This is a genomic window from Tropicimonas sp. (assembly GCF_047971885.1).
Taxonomy (GTDB): domain Bacteria; phylum Pseudomonadota; class Alphaproteobacteria; order Rhodobacterales; family Rhodobacteraceae; genus Tropicimonas.
In genome coordinates this window covers 38336-61772 of sequence record NZ_JBKEAE010000063.1, presented here as the reverse complement: position 1 = coordinate 61772, position 23437 = coordinate 38336, and the positions used below count along the sequence as shown (strand labels likewise).

Sequence of the window (23437 nt, the reverse complement as noted above, 5' to 3'; positions counted from 1 at the left end):
GATCTTCCAGCTGTCGCGGCAGCGGAACCTGCTGCTAACCTGATCGCAAGAGACTGCGTTTCCGGAGGAGAAAGAGATGGTCGAAACTCGCGAGGGATTCTCCCCCTACGGCGAAAGCAGGACCTGGTATCGCGTCACCGGCGATCTGGGTTCCGGCAGATTGCCATTGGTCGTCGCACATGGCGGGCCGGGCTGCACCCATGATTACGTCGATAGCTTCAAGGATCTTGCGGCCGGCGGGCGGGCAGTCGTTCACTATGACCAGATCGGGAACGGCCGGTCCACCCATCTGCGCGAAAAGAGCCCCGATTTCTGGACGGTGAACTTCTTCCTCGGCGAAATGGAGGCGCTGCTGGCGCATCTGGGTATTGCCGGGCGATATGCTCTTCTGGGGCAAAGCTGGGGCGGCATGCTGGGTGCCGAACATGCGGTGCGACAGCCGGCAGGACTGCGCGGCCTGATCATTGCCAATTCACCTGCCTCGATGCCGCTATGGGTCGCCGGGGCGTCGAAGCTGCGCGCCGAACTTCCTGCAGAGGTCGAGGAGACCCTCGACCGGCACGAAAATGCGGGAACCACGGATCATCCTGACTATGTTGCCGCGACAGACATATTCTATGCGCGCCATGTCTGCCGGATTCAGCCTTATCCGGCAGAGGTGCAGCGGACGTTCGATGCCATGGCGGACGATCCAACCGTCTATCACGCGATGAACGGGCCGAACGAATTTCACGTCATCGGAACGCTGAAGGACTGGTCCGTGATTGACAGGCTGCCGCAGATCGCCGTTCCGGCGCTTGTGCTGCGCGGTGCGCATGACGAGGCGACCGAGGAATGCGTGCAGCCCTATCTGGACATGATCGCCGATGTCCGTGGTCATGTTTTTGCGGACTCCAGCCATATGCCACATGTTGAGGAGCGGGCAGACTGCATGCGGGTCGTTGAAGGGTTCCTGTCCGGGCTGGAATCGCCACCGGCAACCGGAGATTAGAAAATCCCGCGCAAGACTCCGGGGCTCAATCCAGATTCTCCCGAAAGAAGATATCGAACTTCGGGCGCGCGGGATCGTCGCCGGGGCGGGTCAGGCGAGCGATCGCCCCGTCGATCAGGGTTTCCGGGGCCAGTTCGAAAACCGCATCCATGCTGCCATCGATCAGGGCCTTTCGCGTGTCGGTCGTCAGACCGTGACCGATCATCACGACATCGCGCCGGTTCCGTTCGCGCAACGCGCGGCAAATCGCGCCCGAGGCGCCGCCAACGTTGTAAATGCCGGCCAGGTCCCGGTGCCGGTCCAGCAGCTCCAGCGTCAGGCGGTAATTCTCGCCCGAATCGTCATGCCCTTCCCGCATCGGCATGACATGCAGATCGGGGAACATCTCGTCCATGATGCTCATCACGCCGGCCTCGCGTTCGGAATGCGCCCGGTAATGCCGCGACCCGGCGACAAGCGCTACCGTTCCGCCCCCGCCCGAGAACCGTCCGATCAGCAGACCGGCGGTCCGGCCGACGGCATGATTGTCCAATCCGACATGATCGATCCGCGAGGACATGCCAAGATCCGACACGATGGTGACAAGCCGCGTGCCCTGTTCGGCGACCTCGGCGGCGGCCTGCCGCACCGCAGGGTGTTCGATGGCAAAGAATGCGATGCCATCGGCCCAGGAAGCATTGCGCCTGAGCGCGTTGGCCAGGGCATCGGCGTTGAAGCCGTCAATGAAGAAGCAGCGCAGGTTGGGCGCACCCGTCGCGCCGCCATCCATCCTTGCCCGCAACTTGCGGCCGAGCAGTTGCAGATAGGGGTTGGTGCCCGAAGGCAGCAGAAAGGCGATATTGGCCGGTCGCTGTGTGGAATAGCCGGCAGCCGCCTCGGAACTGAGCAGCCCCATCTCCTTTGCCAGTTCCAGCACCCGCATCCGCGTCCGGTCCTTTACACCGCGGCGGCGGTTGATGACCCGGTCGACCGTCGCCAGCGACAGCCCGGCGCGCACGGCCAGATCGGCAAGCGTCGGGCGTCTGCCCTCAGCCCTGGTCGAATCCTCAGAATACATCAGAACACGTCATTTCATTCGTTTTGACCGATTGTCCTGTCTTTCATACCCTAGGTCAATACAGCACAGATGTTCGGGTGTGGCCGTCAGATGCCGCGAGTGAGACATCAAATAACGTCATTCGGGTAAGGGAGGAGACCCATGACCAACCACTTCGATACGATCGGCCGTCGCGGCTTCATCGCGCTTGGCGCCGGCGCCGCCGCCATGACCGTGCTGCCGCGCCGCGGCCGCGCGCAGACCAGCCTGCGCTACGGCCACAACAACGAACCTGTCTCGGTAGCCGGCGCACAGGCCGACTGGTTCGCCGAGGCGCTTGGCCAGACCTCGGGCGGCGATATCCAGGTACAGGTCTTCCCGGCCAGCCAGCTTGGCAAGTTGCAGGAACTCGCCGAGGCGGTATCGCTTGGTACCATCGCGTTCTCGCATAACACGGCCGGCGCGCTCGGGTCGCTTCACGAGCCCTTTGCGGCGCTGGATACGCCCTATCTGTATCGCGATATCGACCACCTGATGAAGGTTACCGATGTCGACAGCCCGGTCATGCAGGAACTGAACGAGGGGCTGATCGCCGCTGCCAATGTCCGCGTGATCTATGCCCATTACTTCGGCAAGCGGAACCTGACCTGCAACAAGGCGGTGATGTCGCCCGCCGACCTGGCGGGCGTGAAGATCCGGGCGGTGCCCTTCCCGATCTATACCGCTGCGGTCGAGGGCATGGGCGCTGTCGCCGTGCCGGTCGACTGGTCCGAGGTGCCGACGGCGCTGGCGACAGGTGTCGTGCAGGGGCAGGAAAACCCGGTGAACGTGATCCTGAACGTCAAGCTTTACGACGTGCAATCGCATCTGATGCTGACCGGGCACATGTCCAATGCCGAGGTCGTGGTGATGAACGAGGATGTCTGGCAGGGCATGAGCGACACCCAGAAAGATGCCGTGCGCGAGGCCGCGCTGCAAACCCGCGAAAAGGCAACCAGCGCCATTCTGGACAATGAAGAAGCCGAGACGCAGGCACTGCGCGAGGCCGGCATGACCGTGATCGGACCAGATGACGGCCTGCGGATCGACGCCTTCCGCGAAGCGGTCAACACCGTCGTGCAGGAGCGTTTTGGCCGCCAGTACGGCGATCTCTACGCCAAGATCGCGGCGATCGGGTGATGCGTACCGGTGCAGGCCGGCCGGGCCTTCTGTCCCGGTTGACAGGGTGGGGTATTACCGCCGGTATGGTCCTGCTGGCGCTGATGGCCGGGCTTGTCGTCTTGCAGGTACTGGCGCGCAACCTTGCCGCGACCGGCCTGCCCTGGGCGGACGAACTGGCGCGATTCTGCGGCATCGGGCTGGTCTTTCTGGGCGTGCCGGCACTGGCCGGGCGCGGGGTCATGGTATCGGTAACGGTACTGCCGGATGCGGCTTCGCCACCCGCCCGGCGCCGGATGGTGCTTGTCGGCGACCTCGCGACGCTGGCCTTCGCCGCGCTGCTGCTGTGGAGCTTTGCCGATTTTTTGCCCCGCGCCGGAAAGTTCCTGACCCCGGCCATGCGCGCGCCCAACTGGGTCTATTATTCGCTGGCACTGACCGGCAGTCTCCTGCTGGCGGCGGTTGCCCTGAAACGGGTGATCGCTGGCCTGCGCGGCGCGGATCCCGACAGTGATTTCGCAACCGAGGCCGCCGCCCCGCAGGTGCCCCGCCCATGAGCCTGCTTCTGCTTGCCCTATTCGCCGTGCTCCTGGCGCTTGGCGCACCGGTTGCCGTTTGCCTGGGGCTGTCCTCGGCGGTGGTGATCGTCACCCAGGGGCTGCCGGTTTCGGTGCTGGCGCAGCGCAGCCTGAACGCGCTCGACAGTTCACCCCTTCTGGCGGTGCCGCTGTTCATCCTCGCGGCCAGCCTGCTGAACGCGACAGGCGTCACCGCCCACATGTTCGACCTCGTCCGCATGATCTTCGGCCGTATCCGGGGTGCGGTGGCGCAGGTCAGCATCTTCGTGTCACTGATTTTTTCCGGTGTCTCGGGCGCCGCGCTCGCCGATATAGGCGCGCTTGGCAAGATCCAGGTCGACGAGATGCCCCGGCAGGGCTATCGCAAGGATTTCGCCGCCGGGTTGACGGTGGCCGCGGCAACCATCGGCCCGATCTTCCCACCCTCGATTCCGATCATCATCTATGCCTCGGTCGCTAATGTCTCGGCGGTGAAACTGCTGATCTCGGGCATTGTGCCGGCGCTGCTCCTGACCGTCTTCCTGATGATCCAGGTTGCGGTCATTGCCCGGCTTCGCGGCCTGCCGCGTGACGACATCAGCCCCGGCGCAGGCGATGTGATGAAGAAGTTCCTGATCTCGCTGCCGGCGCTGTTTGCCCCGGTCCTGCTGATCGGCGGTCTTCTCAGCGGCTATTTCGGCCCGACCGAGGTCGCCGGCGTCACCGTGGCCTATGCGCTTCTGATCGGCGTTCTGGTCTATCGCAGCCTCGGCCTGCGCGAGATCCTCGGCGCGTTGCGCGAAACCGTGGAGGCGACGGCGAATATCCTGTTCGTGGTGGCGACCGCCGCCCTGTTTGCATGGGTACTGACGCTCGATCAGGTGCCGATGAAGGTTTCGGCGCTGATGCTGGGCCTGACCGAGAACCCGCTGCTGCTTCTGCTGCTGGTGAATATTCTGCTGCTGGTCGTGGGAATGGTGCTGGAAAGCATAGCGGCAATTCTGATCATCGCCCCCATCATCGCCCCGGCACTGACGCAGGCGGGCGTCGATCCGCTGCAACTCGGCGTCGTTTTCGTGCTGAACCTGATGATCGGGCTGCTGACCCCACCGGTGGGGATGAGCCTGTACATGATCGCGATCATCACGCGAATGCCGATCGGGCAGGTGATCGCCGGGGTGATGCCGTTCTTCATCCCGCTGCTGCTGTCGCTGCTGGTTGTCACGCTGGTTCCGCAGCTTTCGACCTGGCTTCCCGAAACCCTGATGAAGTGAGGCCGTGATGAGCACCTTCCTTGGCCCGATCCGCCAGCTTGGCTATGTCGTCGACGATATCGAGGCGGGCATGGCCTATTGGTCCGAAACCATGGGCGTCGGCCCCTGGTTCTACAATCCCGCCGTGCCGATCCGCGATTATACCTATGACGGGCATCCCTACGAGGTGACCAACTCCGTTGCCCTGGCGAATTCGGGCGAGATGCAGGTCGAACTGATCCAGACCCGCAGCGACACGCCCTCGATGTATCGCGACTTCAGGGAAAAGGGCCTGCGCGGCTTGCAGCATGTCGCATTCTGGACCCGCGACTACGACCGCGATCTTCGGATGATGCTGGACCGCGGCTTCACCCCGAAGATGAGCGGCTGGGTCGGCAGGAATGGGCGCTTCGTCTATTTCGCCGAAGAGCACCACCCCGGTACCTGTATCGAACTGTCCGAGGTCATGGGCCCCAAGGGCCGCATGTTCGACCTGATCCGCGATGTGGCGAAAGGCTGGGATGGCAGCGACCCGGTGCGGCCCTTTCCGGACCTGTCGGGCGACTGACCATGACCCGTATCCTTGCCGAATATCTGCTGGAAACCCCGGCCGATCCTTCCGAGGTCGCCGCGATGATGGCGGGCGAGCAATCCAGCGGCACCTTCATCCGCGTTGCCGGCGAGACCGACGAATTGCGCGCGCGCGCCGCCGCCGAGGTGCTCACGGTCGAGGAGCAGGAGCCGGTTGCGCACCCTTCGCTGCATTCCGCCTATCTGGATCGCAGGGGAATGGGCGGCCCCTGTCGCCGGGCACGGGTCCGGATCGCCTTCCCGCCCGGTAACATCGGAAAGAACCTGCCGACGCTGGCGGCAACGGTTTCCGGCAATCTCTACGATATCGGCGAAATTACCGGGCTGAAGCTGGAGGGCCTGACCATCCCGGCTGAATACCGCCGCCGCTACGCCCTGCCCGCGCAGGGTATCGCCGGAACGCGCGCCAGAACCGGCGTCAGGGACCGCCCCATCTTCGGCACAATCATCAAACCCAATGTCGGGATGCGCAGCGGGGATATCGCAGCACTTGTCGACCGGCTGTGCATGGCGGGCGTCGATTTCATCAAGGATGACGAGGTCTGCGCCAACCCCGACATCGCACCGCTTTCCGAGCGCGTGCCCGCCGTCATGGCGGTGATCCGCAAATGGCGGGAACGCACGGGTCGGCAGGTGATGATGGCCTTCAACATCACCGATGAGGTGGACGCCATGCGCCGCCACGCCGATCTGGTCACCGCAGAGGGCGGCAGTTGCGTCATGGCCAGCCTCAACTGGTGCGGGCTTGCCGGAATGGAGACCCTGCGCGCCCATACCCCGCTCACCATTCATGCCCACCGCAACGGCTTTGGCGCCATGTCGCGCCATCCGGCGCTTGGCATGGCCTTTCAGCCCTATCACGCACTCAATCGCCTGGCCGGCATCGACCACATGCATGTGCACGGCATCGGCGGCAAATTCGTCGATACCGCCGACGAGGTGACGGCCGCCGCCCGCGCCTGTCTTGCGCCGCTGTCGGATGGCGGACCGGACGATCGCGTCATGCCGGCCTTTTCCTCGGGCCAGTGGGCGGGCACGCTGCCGCAGACGCTGAAAGCCGCGCAGGGGCCGGAACTGATGTTCATGTGCGGCGGCGGCATCCTTGCCCATCCCGACGGACCCGAGGCCGGGGTCGCCTCGCTGCACGAGGCTTATGAGGCGCTGCAAGCCGGGCTGTCGTTGCAGGCGGGCGCCCGCACCCGGCCCCGCCTTGCGGCGGCACTCGCGTTCTTCGGCGGACGCTGATGGGCATACCCCTCGTCTTCGTCAGCAACAATTTCACCGGAGCGTCGGACATGTGCCCCCGACGGGCGTCAGAGCGCCGACCGCCGGAGAGATCGGAGCCTGATCAGGTCCACTTTCTCCATCCCTTGCGCGGCGCTGTTGAATTGCGGGCTTTCAGCACTGCCCGAGCATCCAGCGGCGGGAAGTCGGCGGCGCCTTGACCCTGCACATGTTGCACCCGCAACCGGGCAGATGATCGCGCTTGACGATCCTGGGCGCGGCGGAGCTGGTTTCTGCCCGCGCCTCGGCCCGGCGCAGCGCCCCCGACAAGGTACTGATCTGTGGCAACGCCGGCAGTGCGGAAGCGGTCTGACCGCAGCAGGGACAGGGCTGGCCGTGGCGGCTGGTTTCGTAGCTGACCCGCCCGCTGAAGATACCATGTTCGGCACAGTTGAAATCATAGATCGGCACAGCGTTCTCCTCTACATCAGTCCGTCGAGCAACAGAAAGCCCGGGAGCCATCCGGTGAATATCCCGGCCAGCAGTGTGACCCAGGCGGTCTGGGGCAGGATCGGCCGGCCCCGCGCCAGAAGCAGGTAATACATGAACCACAGGATGCCCCAGACCAGCCAGTTCAGTGCCAGCCAGATTTCGGACAGGGATGCCGCGGCGGCTATGGCGCGCAGGAAGACCGGTACGGTGGTGATGGCCACAAACAGGCTGAACCAGCCCAGACCCCGCCCGTCGACCGCGACCAGCCGGTTATAGGCGACCCAGAAATAGGTAGTGCTGAACATAAGCGTCAGCGCGGCAGCGCGGATACTGGCTCCGTCCGCCCCGGTGCCGAAAGCGCCCTGCAGAACGACCGCTCCGGCAACCAGACCCGAAACAACGTTGATCACGACGATCTCGCGATCCTCGATCTTGCCCATCAGCCACAGCCCGTTCAGAAAAAGCACCGCGCCGACATAGAAGAGCAGAAATCCCAGCAACATGAGTTGGCCTCCTTTTCAGCCCGCGCCCATACCGGCATGCCGGACGGGCGCGGAACAGGCTTGCTCAGCTTGTTTGCGCAACGGCTACTTCCGGAACCGAGCGTTTCGGCCCGTCGCCGTTGGGACGGATATCGAAATCGAAGATCCCGGTGGGGATGGCCAGCGTGGCGCAGACATTCGGGATATCGACGATGCCGGCTATGCGGCCCTCGACCGGAGCGGTGCCAAGGATCATGTAGGCCTGCTCACCGGAATAGCCGAACTTCTTCAGATATTCGATGGCGTTCAGGCAGGCCCGGCGATAGGCCACATGGGCATCCAGATAATACTGCTCGCCGGTGTGCTCGTCGACCGAGATGCCTTCGAAGATCAGGTAGTCGTCGAAATGCGGATCAATCGGCGAGGGGCGGAAGATCGGATTGACGACGCCGTATTTCGACATGCCGCCCTTGATGATATCGACCTTGATCTCGATCCAGCCGGCCATTTCGATGGCGCCGCAGAAGGTGATCTCGCCATCGCCCTGGCTGAAATGGATATCGCCCATCGAAAGCCCGCCACCCTTCACGTAGACCGGGAAATAGACCTTCGATCCGCGCGACAGGTTCTTGATGTCGCAATTGCCGCCATGTTCGCGCGGTGGCACGGTGCGCCAGGCCTCGGCAGCGGCGGATTGCGCGGCCATCCCCGTCATCTGTCCCATCAGAGCCGTCGCCGCGTGCGGTGGTGCAGCCAGCGGCGGTACCCGGTCGGGATCGGTGGCAATCAGTGCCGCCTCGCGCCGGTTCGCCTCGGCCAGCAATTTATGATCGGGCAGGCAGCCGATAAGGCCGGGATGGATCAGCCCCGGATAGCGCACGCCCGGGATATGGCGCGAGGTCGTATAGATCCCCTCGAAATCCCAGATCGACTTTGTTGCATCGGGGTAGTGTTCGGTCAGAAAGCCGCCGCCGTTTTCCTTGGCGAAAAGCCCGTTGAATCCCCAGCGGGAATCCTCCAGCGCGCCGATATCCAGAATGTCGACGACCAGCAGGTCGCCCGGTTCGGCACCCTCGAAACCGAAGGGACCCGACAGGAAGTGACCACGCGTCAGATCGACATCGCGGATATCGTTGGCGCTGTCGTAGTCGCCGATCTGGCCGCACGACCACTCAGATCACTCGACCCGCAGCACCTCGCCGGGCTTGAAGGTCTCAACCATCGGGATATCGGGGTGCCAGCGGTTATGCGTCTTGATCGCCGCATCTTCTGGCGCCTTGTTCAGATCGACCTTGAAAACAGTCTTCGACATCGTGTCCTCCCTGTGTCCGGGGATCGCGCCGCCTGACAGCCTGACAGGGGGCGGTCGCGCCCGTCACAAGCCTGCGCGTGCCGTGTAACCGGGATGCGTTCGCAAACGGCGCGTTTTGTAATTTTTTGTAACCGAACCCGGAAAGCTCTTGTCGGCCAACCGAGGGATGGCAATTCACAGACCGAAAAAAGCGCGCTAGGCTGAACGTCACAAGACCGGCGGTCCGTGAAGCGGAATGTTCGGCGGGGGGAGGAAATGAACACAAGCGGGGCGGTCGCGCCGTCCGGCCTTGCCAGCCGGGCGCCGGTGCCGCAGGGCGGCGAGAAGGATCGCGAAACCGGGGGCAATTTTCCGGGGCTGGAGCCTGCGCCGCGCAGCTATCAGTCATGGGTCGCGGATGAAACGATCGAGGATTACGCGCTGCGCTACGCCCCGGCCTCTTATCGGCGCTGGAATACGGCCACCATTGCCCATACCGCAATCGGCGGAATTTCGTTTCTGGCGCTGGAGGCGATCGGGGCGGCGCTGACGCTGTCCTGGGGCATTCAGACCACGGTGGTGGCGGTGCTGCTGGCGTCGGTCTTCATTTTCGTGACCAGCCTGCCCATTGCCTATCACGCTGCGCGCGCCCATGTGGACATGGATCTGCTGACACGCGGCGCGGGCTTCGGCTATATCGGCTCGGCGATCACCTCGCTGATCTATGCCAGCTACACGATCATCTTTTTCGCGCTCGAAGGGGTGATCATCGGTCAGGCGCTTCTGATGGCTTTCGGGCTGCCGCTGCCCGTGGGCTATCTGCTGTCCGCATTGGTGATCCTGCCGATCGCGTCGCGGGGCATGACGGTCATTTCCCGGTTTCAGCGGGCGACGCAACTGCCATGGATCGTGCTCGGGCTTTTACCCTTTGTCGCCATCGCACTGAGCGATCCGGGGGCAGCGCGGCATTGGCTGGCGGCACCCGGGCCAGAGCTCGATGTGCTCTCGCTGGGGGCGGCCATCGGGGTGTTGTGCGCCCTGACCCTGCAGATCGGCGAGCAGGTCGATTACCTGCGCTTTCTGCCGCCGAGGGCCACCACCACGCGGCTGCGCTGGTGGGGTGCGCTGATCCTGGCGGGGCCGGGCTGGATCCTGATCGGAGGAACCAAGATCCTGATGGGCAGCTTTCTGGCCTGGCTGGCTATCGGTGCCGGGATGGCGCCGGACATGGCGGTAGAACCGATCGGCATGTTTCGTCACGCCTATGAATATCTGCTGGGTCCGCAGGCGGCACTTCTGGTGGCGACAATCTATGTGCTGATTGCCCAGATCAAGATCAACGTGACCAACGCCTATGCGGGATCGCTGGCGCAGTCCAATTTCTTTCTGCGTCTCACCCGCTATCATCCGGGGCGGCTGATCTGGCTATGGTGGCATATCGCCATCAGTTGCGCGCTGATGCTGATGGGGGTCTTTGCCACGCTCGAAGCGGTGCTGGCGATTTATGCCAACCTGGCGATGGCATGGCTCGGGGCGCTGTTTTGCGATCTGGCGATCCTGAAACCCCTTGGCATCAGCCCGACACGGATCGAGTTCAAGCGCGCCTACCTGCCCGATTTCAACCCCATCGGCTGTGGCGGCATGGCGGTTGGCGGACTCGTCGGGCTGGCGCTCTATTTTGGCGCCGGGGGCGCTCCGGCGCAGGCGTGGTCGGCACCCATCGCCTTTGTGCTGTCGCTGGTCGCTGCGTGCCTGATCGGACTGGTGCGCGGCGGTGCCGGTTATCTTGCGCGCCCGGCCCATGTCTTTACCCGCCGCGACCGTTGCGAATGCGCGATCTGCAGCCACGGCTACGAGACCCGCGACATGGCTTATTGCACATTCTACGAACGCCCTATCTGTTCGCTGTGCTGCAGTCTGGAGTCGCATTGCCGCGACTATTGCAAGCGCGCGCCCGAGGGTGATGCCGGTACGCTGGCCCCGGTGGCGGGTGCGGTACGGTTGCACAGGGTGTCGCCGCGGCTGGGGCGACGGGTATGGCAGATTGTGGCGGTGTTTCTGGGGACGATGCTGGCCATTGGCGCGATCTCGCTGGGCGCTAGGCAAATTGTCGTCCACCCGGACAATCGCGCTCTTGCCATGACACTGTTATTGGGGTCCGCGCCGCTGGTGGCGCTGTTCGCATCCTGGGCGGTGATGGCCAACGAACGCCGCCGCCTGACCGAAGAGGATCTTCTGGATGCGCTGCGCCGGTTGGGTACGACCCAACGCGAGCTGGCGGTTCGCCAGCGCCTCGCCGCCGTAGGCGAGGTCGCCGCGACCGTAAGCCACGAATTGCGCAACCCGCTGGGCACGATCTCGAGCTCGGTCGAGGTGCTGTCGCGCGCGCCCGGTCTCGGCCCCGAGGTCGAAGAGGATGTTGCCCGCATCCGGCGCAGCATCGGGCGCTGTAGCCGGATCATCGACATCCTGCTGGATTTTACCCGGCAGGGCGCCCACGAGACGGTACCGGTCGATCTGCGTGACTGGCTTGCGTCGCTGATCGACGAGCATCCGGCGCGGGAGGCGATCACGCTGGCGGTGACCCCGGACATGCGGCTGCGCTGCGATCCGGCGCGGCTGCAGTTCGCCATTCGCAATCTTGTCGAGAATGGCTGGCAGGCCGCCGAATCCGCCACTCGCAACGGCATTCCGCCGCACCTGTCTTTGCGCGCCTTTCGCGAAACCGGGCGTTGCATCATCGAGGTCGAGGATAACGGGCCCGGCCTGTCGCCCGAGATCCGCGCGCGCGCTTTCGACCCGCTGGTAACCACCAAGGCGACGGGTGTCGGTCTGGGGCTGACGCTGGTGCGCCGCGTGGCGCAGATGCACGGCGGCGATGCCTGGGTCGAACGCACCGGCGCGGGAGGCACGATCATGCGCCTCAGCCTTGCGGAGGTGCAATGAGCACCGGTGCGCATACCGAAACCGCCCCGCGCCGCCAATTGCTGATTGTCGACGACGACGTCGACTTCACGGTCTCGACCTCGCGCGCGCTGGCCCTCGAAGGGGTGGACTGCGCGATCGTGCACGGACGAGCCGAGGCATTGGCGATGGCCGCGACCTGCGAATGCGAGGTCGTGCTGCTGGATATCCGGCTGGGCGACGGAGACGGGACCGAACTGGCACGGGAACTGCGCGTCCGCCGGCCAGAGATGGTGCTGATCATCATGACCGCCTATGCGACCGTTGACAGCGCGGTGGCTGCGCTGAAAGCCGGGGCCTACGACTATCTTCGCAAGCCCTTCTTTCTGGACGAATTGTTGCAGGTGCTGGAGCGGTGCTACCTGATGACGGACCTGCGCCGGGAGAAACTGCAGGCGCAGACCCAGCTTGCACTGCTGCGACAGATCGAGGCGGCGTCGCAGCTGGCGACGGGCCTGTCGCATGACTTCAGGAACATGCTGGCAGTCATCCAGGCCAATCTGGCCGTTATCGCGGACCGGATGCCTGCGGACGATCGGTTGCGCCCTTATCTGGGCGATGCGCGGGAGGCCGCGGCGACAGCCTCCGATCTGGTATCCAACCTGATGGAGTTTGCGCGAAGTCGCGGCCCGAACATCGAAGCGATCGACCTGCGCAGACCTGTCGCCGCCGCCACGACGATGCTACGGCGCACGCTCTGCGCGGACATGACGTTGCAGCTGGATCTGCCGGAAACCGCAGTCCTCGCTCCCGCCGATTTCGGCCAGATCGAAACCGCCGTGGTGAACCTTCTGATCAATGCGCGCGACGCGACCGGCGGGCGCGGACAGGTCACGATCCGGCTGGAGGTGGTCGGGCTTGGCGGTCTTTACGCGCGGCTGAGCGTCAGCGACAATGGTCCCGGCTTTTCTGCCCAGGGGCTGCAACGGGCGCTGGAACCGATGTTCAGCACGAAATCCGACGGAACGGGGCTGGGCCTGTCGGTGATTCAGCACATGGCATTGCAGCTTGGCGGACAGTTCCGCATTGAAAACGCTGCTGGTAGCGGCGCGCGCGCCGTACTCGACCTGCCCTGTCTCGGCTTCCGCGAAAGCGGAGGGGGTCAGGGCTCGGGCGAGAACATGTAGCCTGCGCCGCGAATGGTATGGATGCGGCGGCGGACGGGGTCGGTATCGCCAATCTTGCGCCGGATCTTGGCGATCATCACATCGACCGAACGGTCATAGGGCGACCAGTGCCGGCTGACCGTCAGATCAAGCAGCTGATCGCGACTCAACACACGGCCCGGTCGCTGTGCCAGCGCACTGAGCAGGTTGAATTCCTGCGTCGTCAGTTCCTGGATGCGGCCGCCGGCATCGCGCAGAAGCCGCGCATCGAGATCCAACCGCCAGTTTCCGAACTTCAGGCAGTGCTGCGCGTCGTTCGGTGCGCCACGGCGGTCGCCCCGAAGACGGCGCAGCACCGCGCGGATGCGGGCCAGCAACTCGCGCGGCTCGAACGGTTTGACAATAAAATCATCGGCCCCGATTTCCAGCCCGATAATCCGATCCAGCGCCTCTTGCCGCGCCGAAAGAAACAGGATGCCGGGATCGCCCGTTCGCTTCAGTTCCCGCGCCAGCGAATAGCCGTCGTCGCGCCCCGGAAGCCCAATGTCGAGGATCACCAGATCGACCTCCCCGGGTTCCAGCTCGATGCGCATCTCGGGGCCGCTACGCGCCAGCCGCACATCATAGCCTTCGTCGGTGAAGTAGCGCACCAGAAAATCGCCAAGCTTGCCGTCGTCCTCGACAAACAGGAGCCTGGGTGGCCGCTCGTCGGTGCCGGATCCGGCGCTCTGTCTCGCTTCGGCGCGTTGCATGACACCGTAAACCTCGCCTGCTGTACCGGGCAGAATGATAGCAAACCCGCCACAACCTGCACAGGCAGGATAGTGCGGGCCTTGAATGGGCCTGCCCAAGTGAGCGGCTCGTGTTGCACAAACCGCGCCGAGCGTGGGCTTTTCGGCAGCCTGCCAAACAGACGGGCTGGCACGGCACCTCTGCTGTCGGGTCAACTGGCCGCAAAGCCTGCGACGGATGCCGCGATGGCGAGAAAGCTCCTTCTGGCGCGGTCACACGACCTGCGGGCGCGCAGGAATCCGTGGGGAAGTTCGGGTTCGTTCCGGAGAACAGCCGCGACGCCGGATTCGGCAAGCCGCTGGACATAGCGGACGCCGTCGTCGCGCAGGGGGTCGACATCCGCCGTCACGACGAAGGCGGGGGCGGCGCCGGACAGATCGGGTACCTGAAGCGGTCGGGCGAGAGGGTCGGTCACCGGCGCGTCGCCATGCAGTGCCAGCTGATAGGCCCCCAGATCGTCGGTGCGCAGCATCGGCGCTTCCGCATTCTCGCGATAGGAGGGGGCTGTGCCGTCTCCGCCGAGCCCGGGATAGATCAGCACCTGACCAAGCGGCTGGTGATTTCCACGCGATGCAAGGCACAGGGCGGCGGCCAGCATGCCGCCTGCGCTATCGCCCACCACAATTGCGGGCCGGCCGAGCGCTGCCCACACCGCGCAAGCATCGTCCATCTGCGCTGGCCAGCGGTGTTCCGGCGCCAGCCGGTAATCCACCGAAACCACCTGCAGCCCCGTCGCATCCGCAAGTTCGGCACAGACATCATCGTGGCTGTCGAGCCCGCCGACCACAAAACCCCCGCCGTGGAAATAGACCACCGCCACCGGCGTTTGCGCACCGTAGATGCGGCAGGGCACGCCACCGATATCGCGATCCTCCACCACCAGCGATGGGGGTCGAGGCGCGCGGAACACCGCGCACATCTCGTCGTAGGCACGGCGGTTGTACGCAATCGGGGCGCCGTTGGACCCGGCCGGATAAGCGGCCTCGCTCCGGGCGATGAAGTCGAGCACCTCCGGGTCGCGGATCATGACGCTACTCCCTCTGCGATGCGCCGGGTCAGCCAATCCGGGTCCATTTGCGGAACCGAGCGCAGCAATTCGCGCGTGTAATCGTTACGCGGCGGATCCATCGCCTCGGCCGTGGTTCCGTAGTCCATCACACGCCCGCCGCGCATGACCACAACCTGATCGGCGATGGCGCGGACGGTGGCGATATCGTGGGTGATGAACATGTACGAAACGCCGGTTGCATCCTGAAGCCGGCTCAGCAGCCGCAGGATGCCTTCGGCCACGATCTGGTCCAGCGCGCTTGTTACCTCGTCGCAGATGATGAAGGCGGGATCGGCTGCAAGGGCGCGGGCGATTCCGATGCGCTGTTTCTGCCCGCCGGAAAGTTCGCCGGGCAGACGGTCGAGAAAAAGGGCGGGGTCCAGTTCGACCTGCTCCATCAGTTCACACAGTCGCACCTCGCAACTGCGGCCGGAAAGGCCGAGATAGAACTTCAGCGGCCGCGACAGGATCTGGCGGATGGTCTGGCGCGGGTTCAGCGCCGTGTCGGCCATCTGGTAGATCATCTGCACCGCACGCTTCTGTTCCCGCGTCCGCTGTTCCAGACGCGGTGGCAGCGGGGCGCCGTTCAACGCGATGACGCCCCTGCGCGGGGGCAGAAGGCCGGTGATGACGCGCGCCATCGTCGACTTGCCCGAGCCGGATTCACCCACCACGGCGACGGTTGCACCATGCGGGACGTCGAAGCTGACATCATGCAGCACATCGATGGAGCCATAACCGGCGGTCACGTTCTCGACCCGGATGGTCGCTGCGCTTGCCGCCGGCAGCCGGTGGGCATTGCGGCGAAACTCCCGGACGGCCCAGAGGCTGCGCGTATAATCTTCGGCCGGTGCCTCGATCATCCGGCGCGTCGGCGCTTCCTCGACCTCCCGCCCGTGACGCATGACCTTGATGCGGTCGGCCATCTGCGCAACCACGGCAAGGTCGTGGGTGATGTAGATCCCGGCCGTTCCCGTCTCCTCGACCGCCTGACGGATGGCAGCGAGAACCCCGATCTGCGTGGTGACATCGAGCGCGGTCGTAGGTTCATCGAAGACGATGAGGTCGGGTTTGCAGGCCATCGCCATGGCGACCATCGCGCGCTGCAGTTGACCACCCGAGACCTGATGCGGGAAACGCAGGCCGAAACGGTCCGGGTCGGGCAGGTGCATGTGGGCATAAAGCTGCTGCGCGAAGGCTTCGGATTCCGCCCGCGTCGCTGTGCCGTGGATCGCCGGGCCTTCGCAGAACTGGTCGAGCAGGCGCCACGCCGGGTTGAAGCTGGCTGCCGCCGACTGAGCGACATAGGCCACGCGGCGACCGCGGAGCGCCCGCCGCCGACGTTCGGAAAGACGCAACAGGTCTGTGCCGTCGAACAGAACGCGGCCACCGGCAAAGCGCAGGCCACCCTGCACGAACCCCAGCGCGGCAAGGCCCAGTGTCGATTTTCCCGCGCCCGATTCACCGATCAGCCCGACAACCTCGCCGCGTGCAACCTGCAGGTCGACACCGTGGAGGATTGGCTTCCAGCCCTCTTCTCCCCGCGCCTCGATCCTGAGTTTTTCCACGTTCAGCAGCATGCATTCAATCCTTCAGACCCGAGGCACGGTGCAGCATCCAGTCGATCACGAAATTCACCGCGACGGTGAGCACTGCGATGCAGGCGGCAGGCAGCAGAGGTGTAACGTCGCCAAAAGTGATCAGCGCCGCGTTGTCGCGCACCATGGACCCCCAGTCAGCCATCGGCGGCGGCAGGCCGAGCCCGAGGAACGACAGCGCCGAGATTGCCAGGAAAACGAAGCAGAAGCGCAGCCCGAACTCGGCGATCAACGGAGCGGAAATGTTGGGAAGCACCTCGCGCGTGAGGATCCACCACGTTCCTTCGCCACGAAGCTGTGCGGCCTCGACATAGTCCATCACCATGACGTTCATGGCCGTGGCGCGCACCAGCCGGAAAACGCGTGTCGAATCGAGGACCGCAACCACGAGGACGAGATTGATTACCCCCGGGCCGAGCGCGGACAGCGCAAGCAGCGTCAGAATCAGTGACGGTACCGCCATCAATACGTCGACCAGCCGCGACAGGGTAAGATCCACCCAGCCGCTGAGCGCGGCCGCCAGAAGCCCGCCGATGGCGCCAATGCCAAAGGCAAGCACTGTCGTGACCAGAGCGACCGCGACGGTATTCCGCGCCCCCCAGATCAATCGCGACAGCATGTCCCGCCCCAGCGTATCGGTGCCGAGCGGATAGGCCGCACCCCAGGGCTCGAACTGGGCGCCGACGATCTCGGCCTGTCCGTAGGGGGCGAGCAGTGGCGCGAAAATCGCCGTCATGGCGTAGGCAATAATGACAACGACGCCCAGAATGGCGGTCTGCGGCATGGTTTTCAGCATCCGCATCATCGGGTCACCTCGGATGCAGCAATCGCGGGTTGGTGGCGATCGCAAGGACATCGGCCGAAAGGTTCAGCAGGATGTAGACGGCGGCAAAGATCAGCGCGCAGGCCTGCACCACCGGAATATCGCGGTTGCTCACGCTGTCGACCATCAACTGGCCGAGGCCCGGATAGACGAAAACCACCTCGACGATGACCACGCCGGTGATCAGCCACGCGATGTTCAGTGCCACGACGTTGACGATCGGCGCCAGCGCGTTTGGCAGCGCATGTCTGGTGACCACCCGCCAGCGCGATGCACCCTTGAGCCGTGCCATCGTCACATAGGGCGCGCCCAGCACGTTGACCACGGCGGCGCGCGTCATTCGCATCATGTGCGCCGTGACCACCAGAACCAGCGTGATCGCAGGCAGGAAGGCGCGGAACAGCATCTGCCCGAACCCAGGCGAGGCGCCCGGATCGGCGATCGAGGGGAACCAGCCCATCCGCACCGACAGCCAGAACATCAGGATATAGGCGATGAAGAACTCGGGAAACGAGATAGCCGACAGCGTCGCCACGTTTGCGATACGGTCAAACCATGTCCCGCGCCAGAGAGCGGCCAACAATCCCAGTCCAACGGCGAGCGGCACGGCGATGGCACCTGCATAGGTGGCCAGGAACAGCGTATTGCCAAGGCGTGCGGCCAGCAGGTCGCCCACCGGTCGGCCATTGGCGAGCGAGTTGCCGAAATCGCCGCTCAGCACACCCTTTACCCAGCCGAGGTAACGAAGGACCAGCGGCTGATCGAGCCCCAGTTCACGCCGCAGCGCCGCCACGGTCTCGGGCGTGGCGGACTGGCCGAGGAGTTGCTGGGCGATATCGCCGGGCAGAAGGCTGACGACCATGAATATCAGAACCGAGACGAGAAACAGCGTGATCAGCCCAAGCCCAAGTCGCGCGACGATCATGCGCAAAATGGCGTTTCGAGGCGACGTGACCGATACGGTCATGTGGTTGTTTCCATCCGGCGGATGTCGCGCAGGCCCTTTCCGGCATGTTCCGGGAAGGGCTCGGTCTCCTGACCGGCCACCCGGTCGAGCGCCTCCATGATTGCGGCGGGCATCGGTACCGCACGGCCCACGGCGGTGTCGACATGCAGCAGCATGTGCTCGCCCGTGGCCGCCTCCGAGCCGTCCTCGCGCCGGATCGAATGATGCAGCCGGAAGCGTTTCGCATCATACCCCAGCAGCCGCGTCTCGACGGTCAGCAGTTCGTCGGCGTTCACCTCCGCAAGATGCCGGATGTGCGTCTCGGCCGTATAGGCCGAGAAACCCCCGGCGCGGTAGGCCACATTCAGGCCAACATGAATCAGAAACGCATCCGTCGCGTCGCCCATGACCTGCAGATAACGGAATTCGGTCATGTGACCATTGTAGTCTACCCAGCCGCCGGTAACCCGCGCCCGATGAAGACGTAACGGATACCCGGCCACCGGCACGGGTGCGCGGGCGTAGAATGTATCCTCTTGCGCACGCACGGTCCTGCCCACGCCCCAGTCGCTCGCCTTGAGCGCGTGAAAGATCCCCACCAGATTGTCGTCGCGGATACGCTCCAGTTCGCGGATGGTATGCATGCCCGATTGCGAATCCGACTGCGCCGCGATGCGATCGATCAGCGCATCGTCGAGGTCGGGAACGTCCGTCAGCCTTGTCCACGGCCATTTCAGCGCCGGGCCGAACTGACCGAGGAAGTGGCGCATTCCCGCCTCGCCCCCTGCAATCCGGTAGGTTTCGAACAGACCCATCTGCGCCCAGCGGAGGCCGAAGCCGAAGCGGATGATATCATCGATTTCTTCCGTCGTGGCGACGCCATCCCTGACCAGCCACAGCGCCTCGCGCCAGACCGCTTCCAGAAGCCGGTCGCCGATATGGGCATCGATCTCGCGGGCGATCTGTACCGGCTTCATGCCGACGCCGGTCAGGATCTCCGCCGCACGTTCCGCCTCTGCACCGCCACCGACGAGTTCAACCACAGGCAGAAGATAGACGGGATTGAACGGATGCGCGACGAGAATGCGCTCGGGGTGCATGGCACCGTCGCGCAGTTGGGACGGCCGGAAGCCGGAGGTGGACGAACCGATGATGGCTGCTGCGGGTGCTGCGGCTTCGATTCTGGCAAGGATCCGGCGTTTCAGATCGAGCCGCTCCGGAACACTTTCCTGAACATAGGCGGCATCCACGACCGCCTCTTCAATCGAGCCCGCCCAACGGATCTGCCCGGGCCGGGGCAGCGGCGCCTGAAAGAGCTTCTCCCACGCGCGTGCGGCATTGGCGAGTACCTCACCCACGATGCGCGCCGCCTCCGGGTGGGGGTCGTGAACCACAACATCATGGCCCGACAGGACGAAGCGTGCAATCCAGCCGCCACCAATGACGCCACCGCCAATCGCGGCAATTTTCATGCCTTCCACCAGCGTTCAACCGCCTTCCAGCCATCGAGGAAGCGGTTCGACGCGACCTCGCCATGGCCGATGCCGTCACTGGTCACGTCGATGTAGTTCACGAAGATCGGAATGATCGTGGCGCCGTCCTCGCTGACGAGGCGCTGCATCTCGTGGTACATCTCGGCCCGTAGATTCTCGTCCAGTTCGGCGCGGGCAGTCAGCAGAAGCTCGTTGAACCGCGCATTGTCCCAGTGGCTCTCGTTCCACTCGGCACCCTTTGCATAGACGAGGGAGAACATGTCGTCCTCGGTCGGGCGGCCATTCCAGTAGCTGACGCAGAAGGGCTTCTTGAGCCAGACATTCGACCAGTAGCCATCGTCGGGTTCGCGCTTGACCTGAAGGTCGATACCCGCGGCGATGGCCGATTGCTGATAAAGCTGAACCATGTCGAGCGCCCCGACCGAGGCTGCGTTCGCGGCCGCGATCTCAACGCTCAAACTGTCCAGGCCGGCCTGCTTCAGGTGGTATCTGGATCTGTCCGGGTCGTAGCCGTGCTGCGGCAGATCGGCGGCATAGTAGCGGTTCGCGGGGGCTATCGGGCTGTCGTTGGCGATCTGGCCGTGGCCGCGCAGCACCTTGTCCAGGATCTCCTGCCGGTCGATGGCGTATTTCAGCGCAAGCCGCACATTGGGATCGTCAAAGGGCGCGGTATCGCTGAACATGGGCATGGTGTAATGGGCGGTTCCCGTCACCTCGACCAGATTGATGCCCGGCCGGCGCTGCAACAGGTGCAGGGTGGCAAGATCGGGCGAATTGATGACATCGACCTCCCCCGTGATCAGCGCGTTCTGGCGCGCTGTGGCGTCGTTGATGGTAAGCAGGATCGCCTCGTCGAACCAGGCACGGTCCGGCTTCCAGTAATCGTCGCGGCGCCTGAGGCTGATACGCACGCCCGGCTCGAAATTCTCGATCACATAGCCGCCCGAGCCGATGCCCGACTGCCAGTCGAGCGTGCCGTCTTCATTGGCGGGCATGATGATGAAGTGGTAGTCGGAGGTCAGGTAGGCAAAGTCGGCATTGCCCGAGCCGAGTTCGAATACCACGACGTTGTCGCCGTCTGCGCGGATGTCCTTCACCTGTTCCAGCGAGCCCTTGGCCCCCGAGATCGTGTTCTCGCCCCGGTGATGGTTGAAGGAGGCGATGACGTCTGTCGCCGTAACCTTGCGCCCGTCCGAGAAGGTGACACCGTCGCGCAGCCGGAAGGTCCAGGTGCGAGCCTCGGAATCCGGCTCGTAGCTTTCGGCGAGTTCGGGCACGGCGGCACCGCTGGCGTCTATTTCCACAAGGTTGTTGCAGACCGCCAGCATGGCCGTGACCACCGGCCCTGCGGCGAAGGTCGCGGGATCCAGCTTGTCCGATGTGGCGCCGCCCAGATGTCCGATGCGAAGCGTCCCGCCGCGTCTGGCTTCCTGTGCGCGGGCGCCGCGAGGCAGGAAGAGCCCGGCCGCCGTCAGTCCTCCGGTTGCGGCCAGCATGCCGCGCCTGGTCATGTGAAAACGAGAATTCATGATACCTCATATCTCCCTGACGTGTTTCTGCGCTCTCCCGGATTCAGCGCCGGGTCAGCTTCAGTTTATCGCGCACTTCCGCCGGCCCGATGATGCGGCAGCCCATGGCGGTCAGGATCGTGGCCGCGCGTTCGACCAGATCGCCGTTGCGGGCAGGCACACCCCGATCGAGCCAGATATTGTCCTCCAGCCCGACGCGGACATTGCCGCCCGCAAGCGCCGCCTGTGCCACATAGGGCATCTGCATGCGTCCGATCGAGAACATGGAATAGATCCAGCCATCGGGGATGTTGCTGACCATCGCCATCAGGCTGTTCGGGTCGGCCGGCGCACCATAGGGGATGCCCATGCAGAGCTGGATCAGTACCGGATCGTCGACCAGCCCTTCCTCGACCAGCGTCCGCGCCATCCAGAGATGCCCGGTATCGAAAACCTCGATCTCCGGGCGGACTCCCGTCGCCTTGATCCGCGCGGCCATCGCGCGCAGCGTGCCGGGGGTGTTGGTCATCACGTAGTCGGCTTCGGCAAAGTTCATCGTGCCGCAATCCAGCGTGCAGATCTCGGGCAGCAGTTCCTCGACATGAACCAGCCGTTCGGAGGCGCCGACGATATCCGATTGCGGCGACAGCGGCAGCGGCGCCTCGGCCGAACCGAGCACGATGTCTCCACCCATGCCCGCCGTCAGGTTCAGAACCACATCGACGTCCGACGCGCGTACCCGCTCGACCACCTCGCGATAAAGCGACGGATCGCGCGACGGTGCGCCGGTTTCCGGGTTGCGCACATGAACATGCGCAATCGCCGCCCCGGCCCTTGCCGCTTCGATACAGGCATCGGCGATCTGCTCCGGTGTGACGGGCACCAGTGCCGATTTCCTGTGGCTCTGTCCCGATCCCGTGACCGCACAGGTGATGAAGACGTCGCGGTTCATCCATGTCTCCCGCAGTTTCCCGACCCGAGCAGCGTGGCAGCATTCGGATTGTATTGATGTGCCGATACTGCCATATTATTTGCCTATGCTGCCAAAATTACCTCTGCATCTGACCTTCCTGCCGTTCGACGGCTTCTCGAACATGGTGCTGGCCAGCGCCATCGAGCCGCTTCGTGCTGCCCGTGACCTGTCGGCCAGGCGGCTCTTCTCGTGGCAGGTCTGCTCGCTGGACGGAGGGCCTGTGATGAGTTCATCCGGGCTTTCCCTGGCGATCGATCTGCCGCTTGTGCGTGTCGGTGCAACGGATGCCCTGATCCTTGTCTCCGGCTACGGTATGCGCGACCATCTGCGGCGCGACTCGGCGCAGAGCGTTCTCAAGAAGGCGCGTGGTCTTCCGCTGATCGGCGGGTTCGACACGGGGGCGTGGCTGCTGGGCCGGATGGGGCTTCTGGCGGGACGGCGCTCCACCATCCACTGGATGGAGCGGGACGCGATGGCCGAGGCATTTCCCGAGGTCAACGTTGTCTCCGACCCATACGTTGTCGACGGGAATGTCGTGACCTGTGGTGGTGCGCAAAGCGTTCTGAGTTGGTCTCTGGATCTGATCAGCGCCCATTCGGGAGAAGCGTTGCGCTTCGATGTCGCCAACATGTTCGGCCGCGTCATGGGCCGGAGCTCAGATCCGGTCGAATGGCAGTTGCCCAGCCGGATGACCAACCGGGCCCTCCCCCTGTCATTGCAACGTGCGGTTCGCGCGATGCGCGAAACCGCAGAGCGACCGCTGGCACTGTCGCGCATCGCAGAGCGCGCGGCACTGTCCCTGCGGAGCATGAACCGGTTGTTCCACGCCCATCTTGGGGTATCTTCGGGCGAATACTATCGCCACATCCGCTTGTCCCACGCCCGCGCGCTGGGGCAGGAAACCGACCTGTCTCTGGAAGAAATAGCGTCCCGTACCGGGTATTCCGGCGCCTCGACCCTCGCACGCGCCTATCGTCAGGTATACGGCGAGACCGTTCGGGAGAGCATCATCCGGAATAACGTCGCGTAACCAGAACGCCCCTCGCGTTCGTGCTCGCAGGCGTCGGATTGATCGCGCTGGCCCCGCATCAGTTTCTCGGCGTCTATCCGG

20 protein-coding genes and 1 pseudogene are annotated in these 23437 nt (G+C 64.4%); 9 read left to right on the top strand and 12 right to left on the bottom strand.

Features of this window, described 5'->3' with window-relative positions; genetic code table 11:
- Positions 1 to 76 precede the first annotated feature (76 nt).
- Positions 77 to 991 (top strand): proline iminopeptidase-family hydrolase, encoded by a 915-nt coding sequence (locus ACK5IR_RS06500; protein ID WP_416927091.1) that lies wholly within the window; start codon positions 77 to 79, stop codon positions 989 to 991.
- A gap of 25 nt (positions 992 to 1016) precedes the next feature.
- Here the strand turns inward: ACK5IR_RS06500 and ACK5IR_RS06495 are convergent, their stop codons facing one another.
- Entirely contained in the window at positions 1017 to 2048 is a 1032-nt protein-coding gene (locus tag ACK5IR_RS06495; protein WP_416927089.1) for a LacI family DNA-binding transcriptional regulator, read from the bottom strand.
- 141 nt (positions 2049 to 2189) lie between these two features.
- Between ACK5IR_RS06495 and ACK5IR_RS06490 the strand changes: the two genes are divergently transcribed.
- Genes ACK5IR_RS06490 through ACK5IR_RS06470 form a run of 5 tightly spaced genes read left to right on the top strand, consistent with a single transcriptional unit; the run spans position 2190 to position 6831 of the window.
- Positions 2190 to 3206: a TRAP transporter substrate-binding protein gene (locus tag ACK5IR_RS06490; protein WP_416927087.1), complete on the top strand. Its 1017-nt coding sequence runs from the start codon at positions 2190 to 2192 to the stop codon at positions 3204 to 3206.
- A complete protein-coding gene (locus ACK5IR_RS06485; RefSeq protein WP_416927085.1) occupies positions 3206 to 3742 on the top strand; it encodes a TRAP transporter small permease in 537 nt (178 codons plus the stop codon). The genes ACK5IR_RS06490 and ACK5IR_RS06485 overlap by 1 nt, the downstream gene beginning before the upstream one ends.
- Entirely contained in the window at positions 3739 to 5016 is a 1278-nt protein-coding gene (locus ACK5IR_RS06480) for a TRAP transporter large permease (RefSeq protein ID WP_416927083.1), read from the top strand. The genes ACK5IR_RS06485 and ACK5IR_RS06480 overlap by 4 nt, the downstream gene beginning before the upstream one ends.
- A 7-nt stretch (positions 5017 to 5023) precedes the next feature.
- Complete coding sequence (locus tag ACK5IR_RS06475; RefSeq protein WP_416927081.1) at positions 5024 to 5563, top strand: VOC family protein; 540 nt, start codon at positions 5024 to 5026, stop codon at positions 5561 to 5563.
- Positions 5564 to 5565: 2 nt separating this feature from the next.
- The gene (locus ACK5IR_RS06470; RefSeq protein ID WP_416927079.1) at positions 5566 to 6831 is read left to right on the top strand and encodes a RuBisCO large subunit C-terminal-like domain-containing protein; all 1266 of its coding nucleotides are present in this window, start codon (positions 5566 to 5568) and stop codon (positions 6829 to 6831) included.
- 153 nt (positions 6832 to 6984) lie between these two features.
- Here ACK5IR_RS06470 and ACK5IR_RS06465 read toward each other — a convergent pair whose 3' ends face one another.
- The 3 genes and pseudogenes from ACK5IR_RS06465 to fmdA form a co-directional block, all read right to left on the bottom strand.
- Positions 6985 to 7281 (bottom strand): hypothetical protein, encoded by a 297-nt coding sequence (locus ACK5IR_RS06465; protein WP_416927077.1) that lies wholly within the window; start codon positions 7279 to 7281, stop codon positions 6985 to 6987.
- An 11-nt stretch (positions 7282 to 7292) separates the two neighbouring features.
- Positions 7293 to 7805, bottom strand: a complete 513-nt coding sequence (locus tag ACK5IR_RS06460; protein WP_416927075.1) for an AmiS/UreI family transporter — start codon at positions 7803 to 7805, stop codon at positions 7293 to 7295.
- 64 nt (positions 7806 to 7869) lie between these two features.
- Positions 7870 to 9096: pseudogene (gene fmdA / locus ACK5IR_RS06455) on the bottom strand (formamidase).
- A gap of 255 nt (positions 9097 to 9351) precedes the next feature.
- On the opposite strand from fmdA, the gene ACK5IR_RS06450 reads away from it, so the two are divergent.
- Positions 9352 to 12021, top strand: coding sequence for an ATP-binding protein (locus ACK5IR_RS06450; protein WP_416927073.1), 2670 nt, complete (start codon positions 9352 to 9354; stop codon positions 12019 to 12021).
- The gene (locus tag ACK5IR_RS06445; protein WP_416927071.1) at positions 12018 to 13166 is read left to right on the top strand and encodes a sensor histidine kinase; all 1149 of its coding nucleotides are present in this window, start codon (positions 12018 to 12020) and stop codon (positions 13164 to 13166) included. The genes ACK5IR_RS06450 and ACK5IR_RS06445 overlap by 4 nt, the downstream gene beginning before the upstream one ends.
- Here the strand turns inward: ACK5IR_RS06445 and ACK5IR_RS06440 are convergent.
- The 8 genes from ACK5IR_RS06440 to ACK5IR_RS06405 form a co-directional block, all read right to left on the bottom strand.
- The gene (locus tag ACK5IR_RS06440) at positions 13142 to 13897 is read right to left on the bottom strand and encodes a winged helix-turn-helix domain-containing protein (protein ID WP_416927069.1); all 756 of its coding nucleotides are present in this window, start codon (positions 13895 to 13897) and stop codon (positions 13142 to 13144) included. The two genes, ACK5IR_RS06445 and ACK5IR_RS06440, sit on opposite strands and share 25 nt — an antisense overlap.
- Before the next feature lie 191 nt (positions 13898 to 14088).
- Positions 14089 to 14964: an alpha/beta hydrolase gene (locus ACK5IR_RS06435; protein ID WP_416927067.1), complete on the bottom strand. Its 876-nt coding sequence runs from the start codon at positions 14962 to 14964 to the stop codon at positions 14089 to 14091.
- A complete protein-coding gene (locus tag ACK5IR_RS06430; RefSeq protein WP_416927065.1) occupies positions 14961 to 16565 on the bottom strand; it encodes an ABC transporter ATP-binding protein in 1605 nt (534 codons plus the stop codon). Before ACK5IR_RS06430 ends, ACK5IR_RS06435 begins: the two co-directional genes overlap by 4 nt.
- A 4-nt stretch (positions 16566 to 16569) precedes the next feature.
- Positions 16570 to 17388: an ABC transporter permease gene (locus ACK5IR_RS06425; RefSeq protein WP_416927063.1), complete on the bottom strand. Its 819-nt coding sequence runs from the start codon at positions 17386 to 17388 to the stop codon at positions 16570 to 16572.
- A 4-nt stretch (positions 17389 to 17392) separates the two neighbouring features.
- Complete coding sequence (locus ACK5IR_RS06420; RefSeq protein ID WP_416927061.1) at positions 17393 to 18373, bottom strand: ABC transporter permease; 981 nt, start codon at positions 18371 to 18373, stop codon at positions 17393 to 17395.
- Positions 18370 to 19824: a carnitine 3-dehydrogenase gene (locus tag ACK5IR_RS06415; RefSeq protein ID WP_416927059.1), complete on the bottom strand. Its 1455-nt coding sequence runs from the start codon at positions 19822 to 19824 to the stop codon at positions 18370 to 18372. Before ACK5IR_RS06415 ends, ACK5IR_RS06420 begins: the two co-directional genes overlap by 4 nt.
- Positions 19821 to 21374 (bottom strand): ABC transporter substrate-binding protein, encoded by a 1554-nt coding sequence (locus ACK5IR_RS06410; RefSeq protein WP_416927057.1) that lies wholly within the window; start codon positions 21372 to 21374, stop codon positions 19821 to 19823. The genes ACK5IR_RS06415 and ACK5IR_RS06410 overlap by 4 nt, the downstream gene beginning before the upstream one ends.
- A gap of 43 nt (positions 21375 to 21417) precedes the next feature.
- Positions 21418 to 22305, bottom strand: coding sequence for a 3-keto-5-aminohexanoate cleavage protein (locus tag ACK5IR_RS06405; protein ID WP_416927055.1), 888 nt, complete (start codon positions 22303 to 22305; stop codon positions 21418 to 21420).
- A gap of 58 nt (positions 22306 to 22363) precedes the next feature.
- Between ACK5IR_RS06405 and ACK5IR_RS06400 the strand changes: the two genes are divergently transcribed.
- Positions 22364 to 23356, top strand: a complete 993-nt coding sequence (locus ACK5IR_RS06400) for a GlxA family transcriptional regulator (RefSeq protein WP_416927053.1) — start codon at positions 22364 to 22366, stop codon at positions 23354 to 23356.
- Positions 23357 to 23437: the final 81 nt, after the last annotated feature.

Coding starts and splice junctions, on each gene's coding strand:
- ACK5IR_RS06450 (WP_416927073.1), top strand. CDS start 9,352: ATGAACACAAGCGGGGCGGTCGCGCCGTCCGGCCTTGCCAGCCGGGCG.
- ACK5IR_RS06495 (WP_416927089.1), bottom strand. CDS start 2,048: ATGTATTCTGAGGATTCGACCAGGGCTGAGGGCAGACGCCCGACGCTT.
- ACK5IR_RS06485 (WP_416927085.1), top strand. CDS start 3,206: ATGCGTACCGGTGCAGGCCGGCCGGGCCTTCTGTCCCGGTTGACAGGG.
- ACK5IR_RS06430 (WP_416927065.1), bottom strand. CDS start 16,565: ATGCTGCTGAACGTGGAAAAACTCAGGATCGAGGCGCGGGGAGAAGAG.
- ACK5IR_RS06445 (WP_416927071.1), top strand. CDS start 12,018: ATGAGCACCGGTGCGCATACCGAAACCGCCCCGCGCCGCCAATTGCTG.
- ACK5IR_RS06435 (WP_416927067.1), bottom strand. CDS start 14,964: ATGATCCGCGACCCGGAGGTGCTCGACTTCATCGCCCGGAGCGAGGCC.
- ACK5IR_RS06500 (WP_416927091.1), top strand. CDS start 77: ATGGTCGAAACTCGCGAGGGATTCTCCCCCTACGGCGAAAGCAGGACC.
- ACK5IR_RS06405 (WP_416927055.1), bottom strand. CDS start 22,305: ATGAACCGCGACGTCTTCATCACCTGTGCGGTCACGGGATCGGGACAG.
- ACK5IR_RS06470 (WP_416927079.1), top strand. CDS start 5,566: ATGACCCGTATCCTTGCCGAATATCTGCTGGAAACCCCGGCCGATCCT.
- ACK5IR_RS06460 (WP_416927075.1), bottom strand. CDS start 7,805: ATGTTGCTGGGATTTCTGCTCTTCTATGTCGGCGCGGTGCTTTTTCTG.
- ACK5IR_RS06410 (WP_416927057.1), bottom strand. CDS start 21,374: ATGAATTCTCGTTTTCACATGACCAGGCGCGGCATGCTGGCCGCAACC.
- ACK5IR_RS06420 (WP_416927061.1), bottom strand. CDS start 18,373: ATGACCGTATCGGTCACGTCGCCTCGAAACGCCATTTTGCGCATGATC.
- ACK5IR_RS06490 (WP_416927087.1), top strand. CDS start 2,190: ATGACCAACCACTTCGATACGATCGGCCGTCGCGGCTTCATCGCGCTT.
- ACK5IR_RS06475 (WP_416927081.1), top strand. CDS start 5,024: ATGAGCACCTTCCTTGGCCCGATCCGCCAGCTTGGCTATGTCGTCGAC.
- ACK5IR_RS06415 (WP_416927059.1), bottom strand. CDS start 19,824: ATGAAAATTGCCGCGATTGGCGGTGGCGTCATTGGTGGCGGCTGGATT.
- ACK5IR_RS06480 (WP_416927083.1), top strand. CDS start 3,739: ATGAGCCTGCTTCTGCTTGCCCTATTCGCCGTGCTCCTGGCGCTTGGC.
- ACK5IR_RS06425 (WP_416927063.1), bottom strand. CDS start 17,388: ATGATGCGGATGCTGAAAACCATGCCGCAGACCGCCATTCTGGGCGTC.
- ACK5IR_RS06440 (WP_416927069.1), bottom strand. CDS start 13,897: ATGCAACGCGCCGAAGCGAGACAGAGCGCCGGATCCGGCACCGACGAG.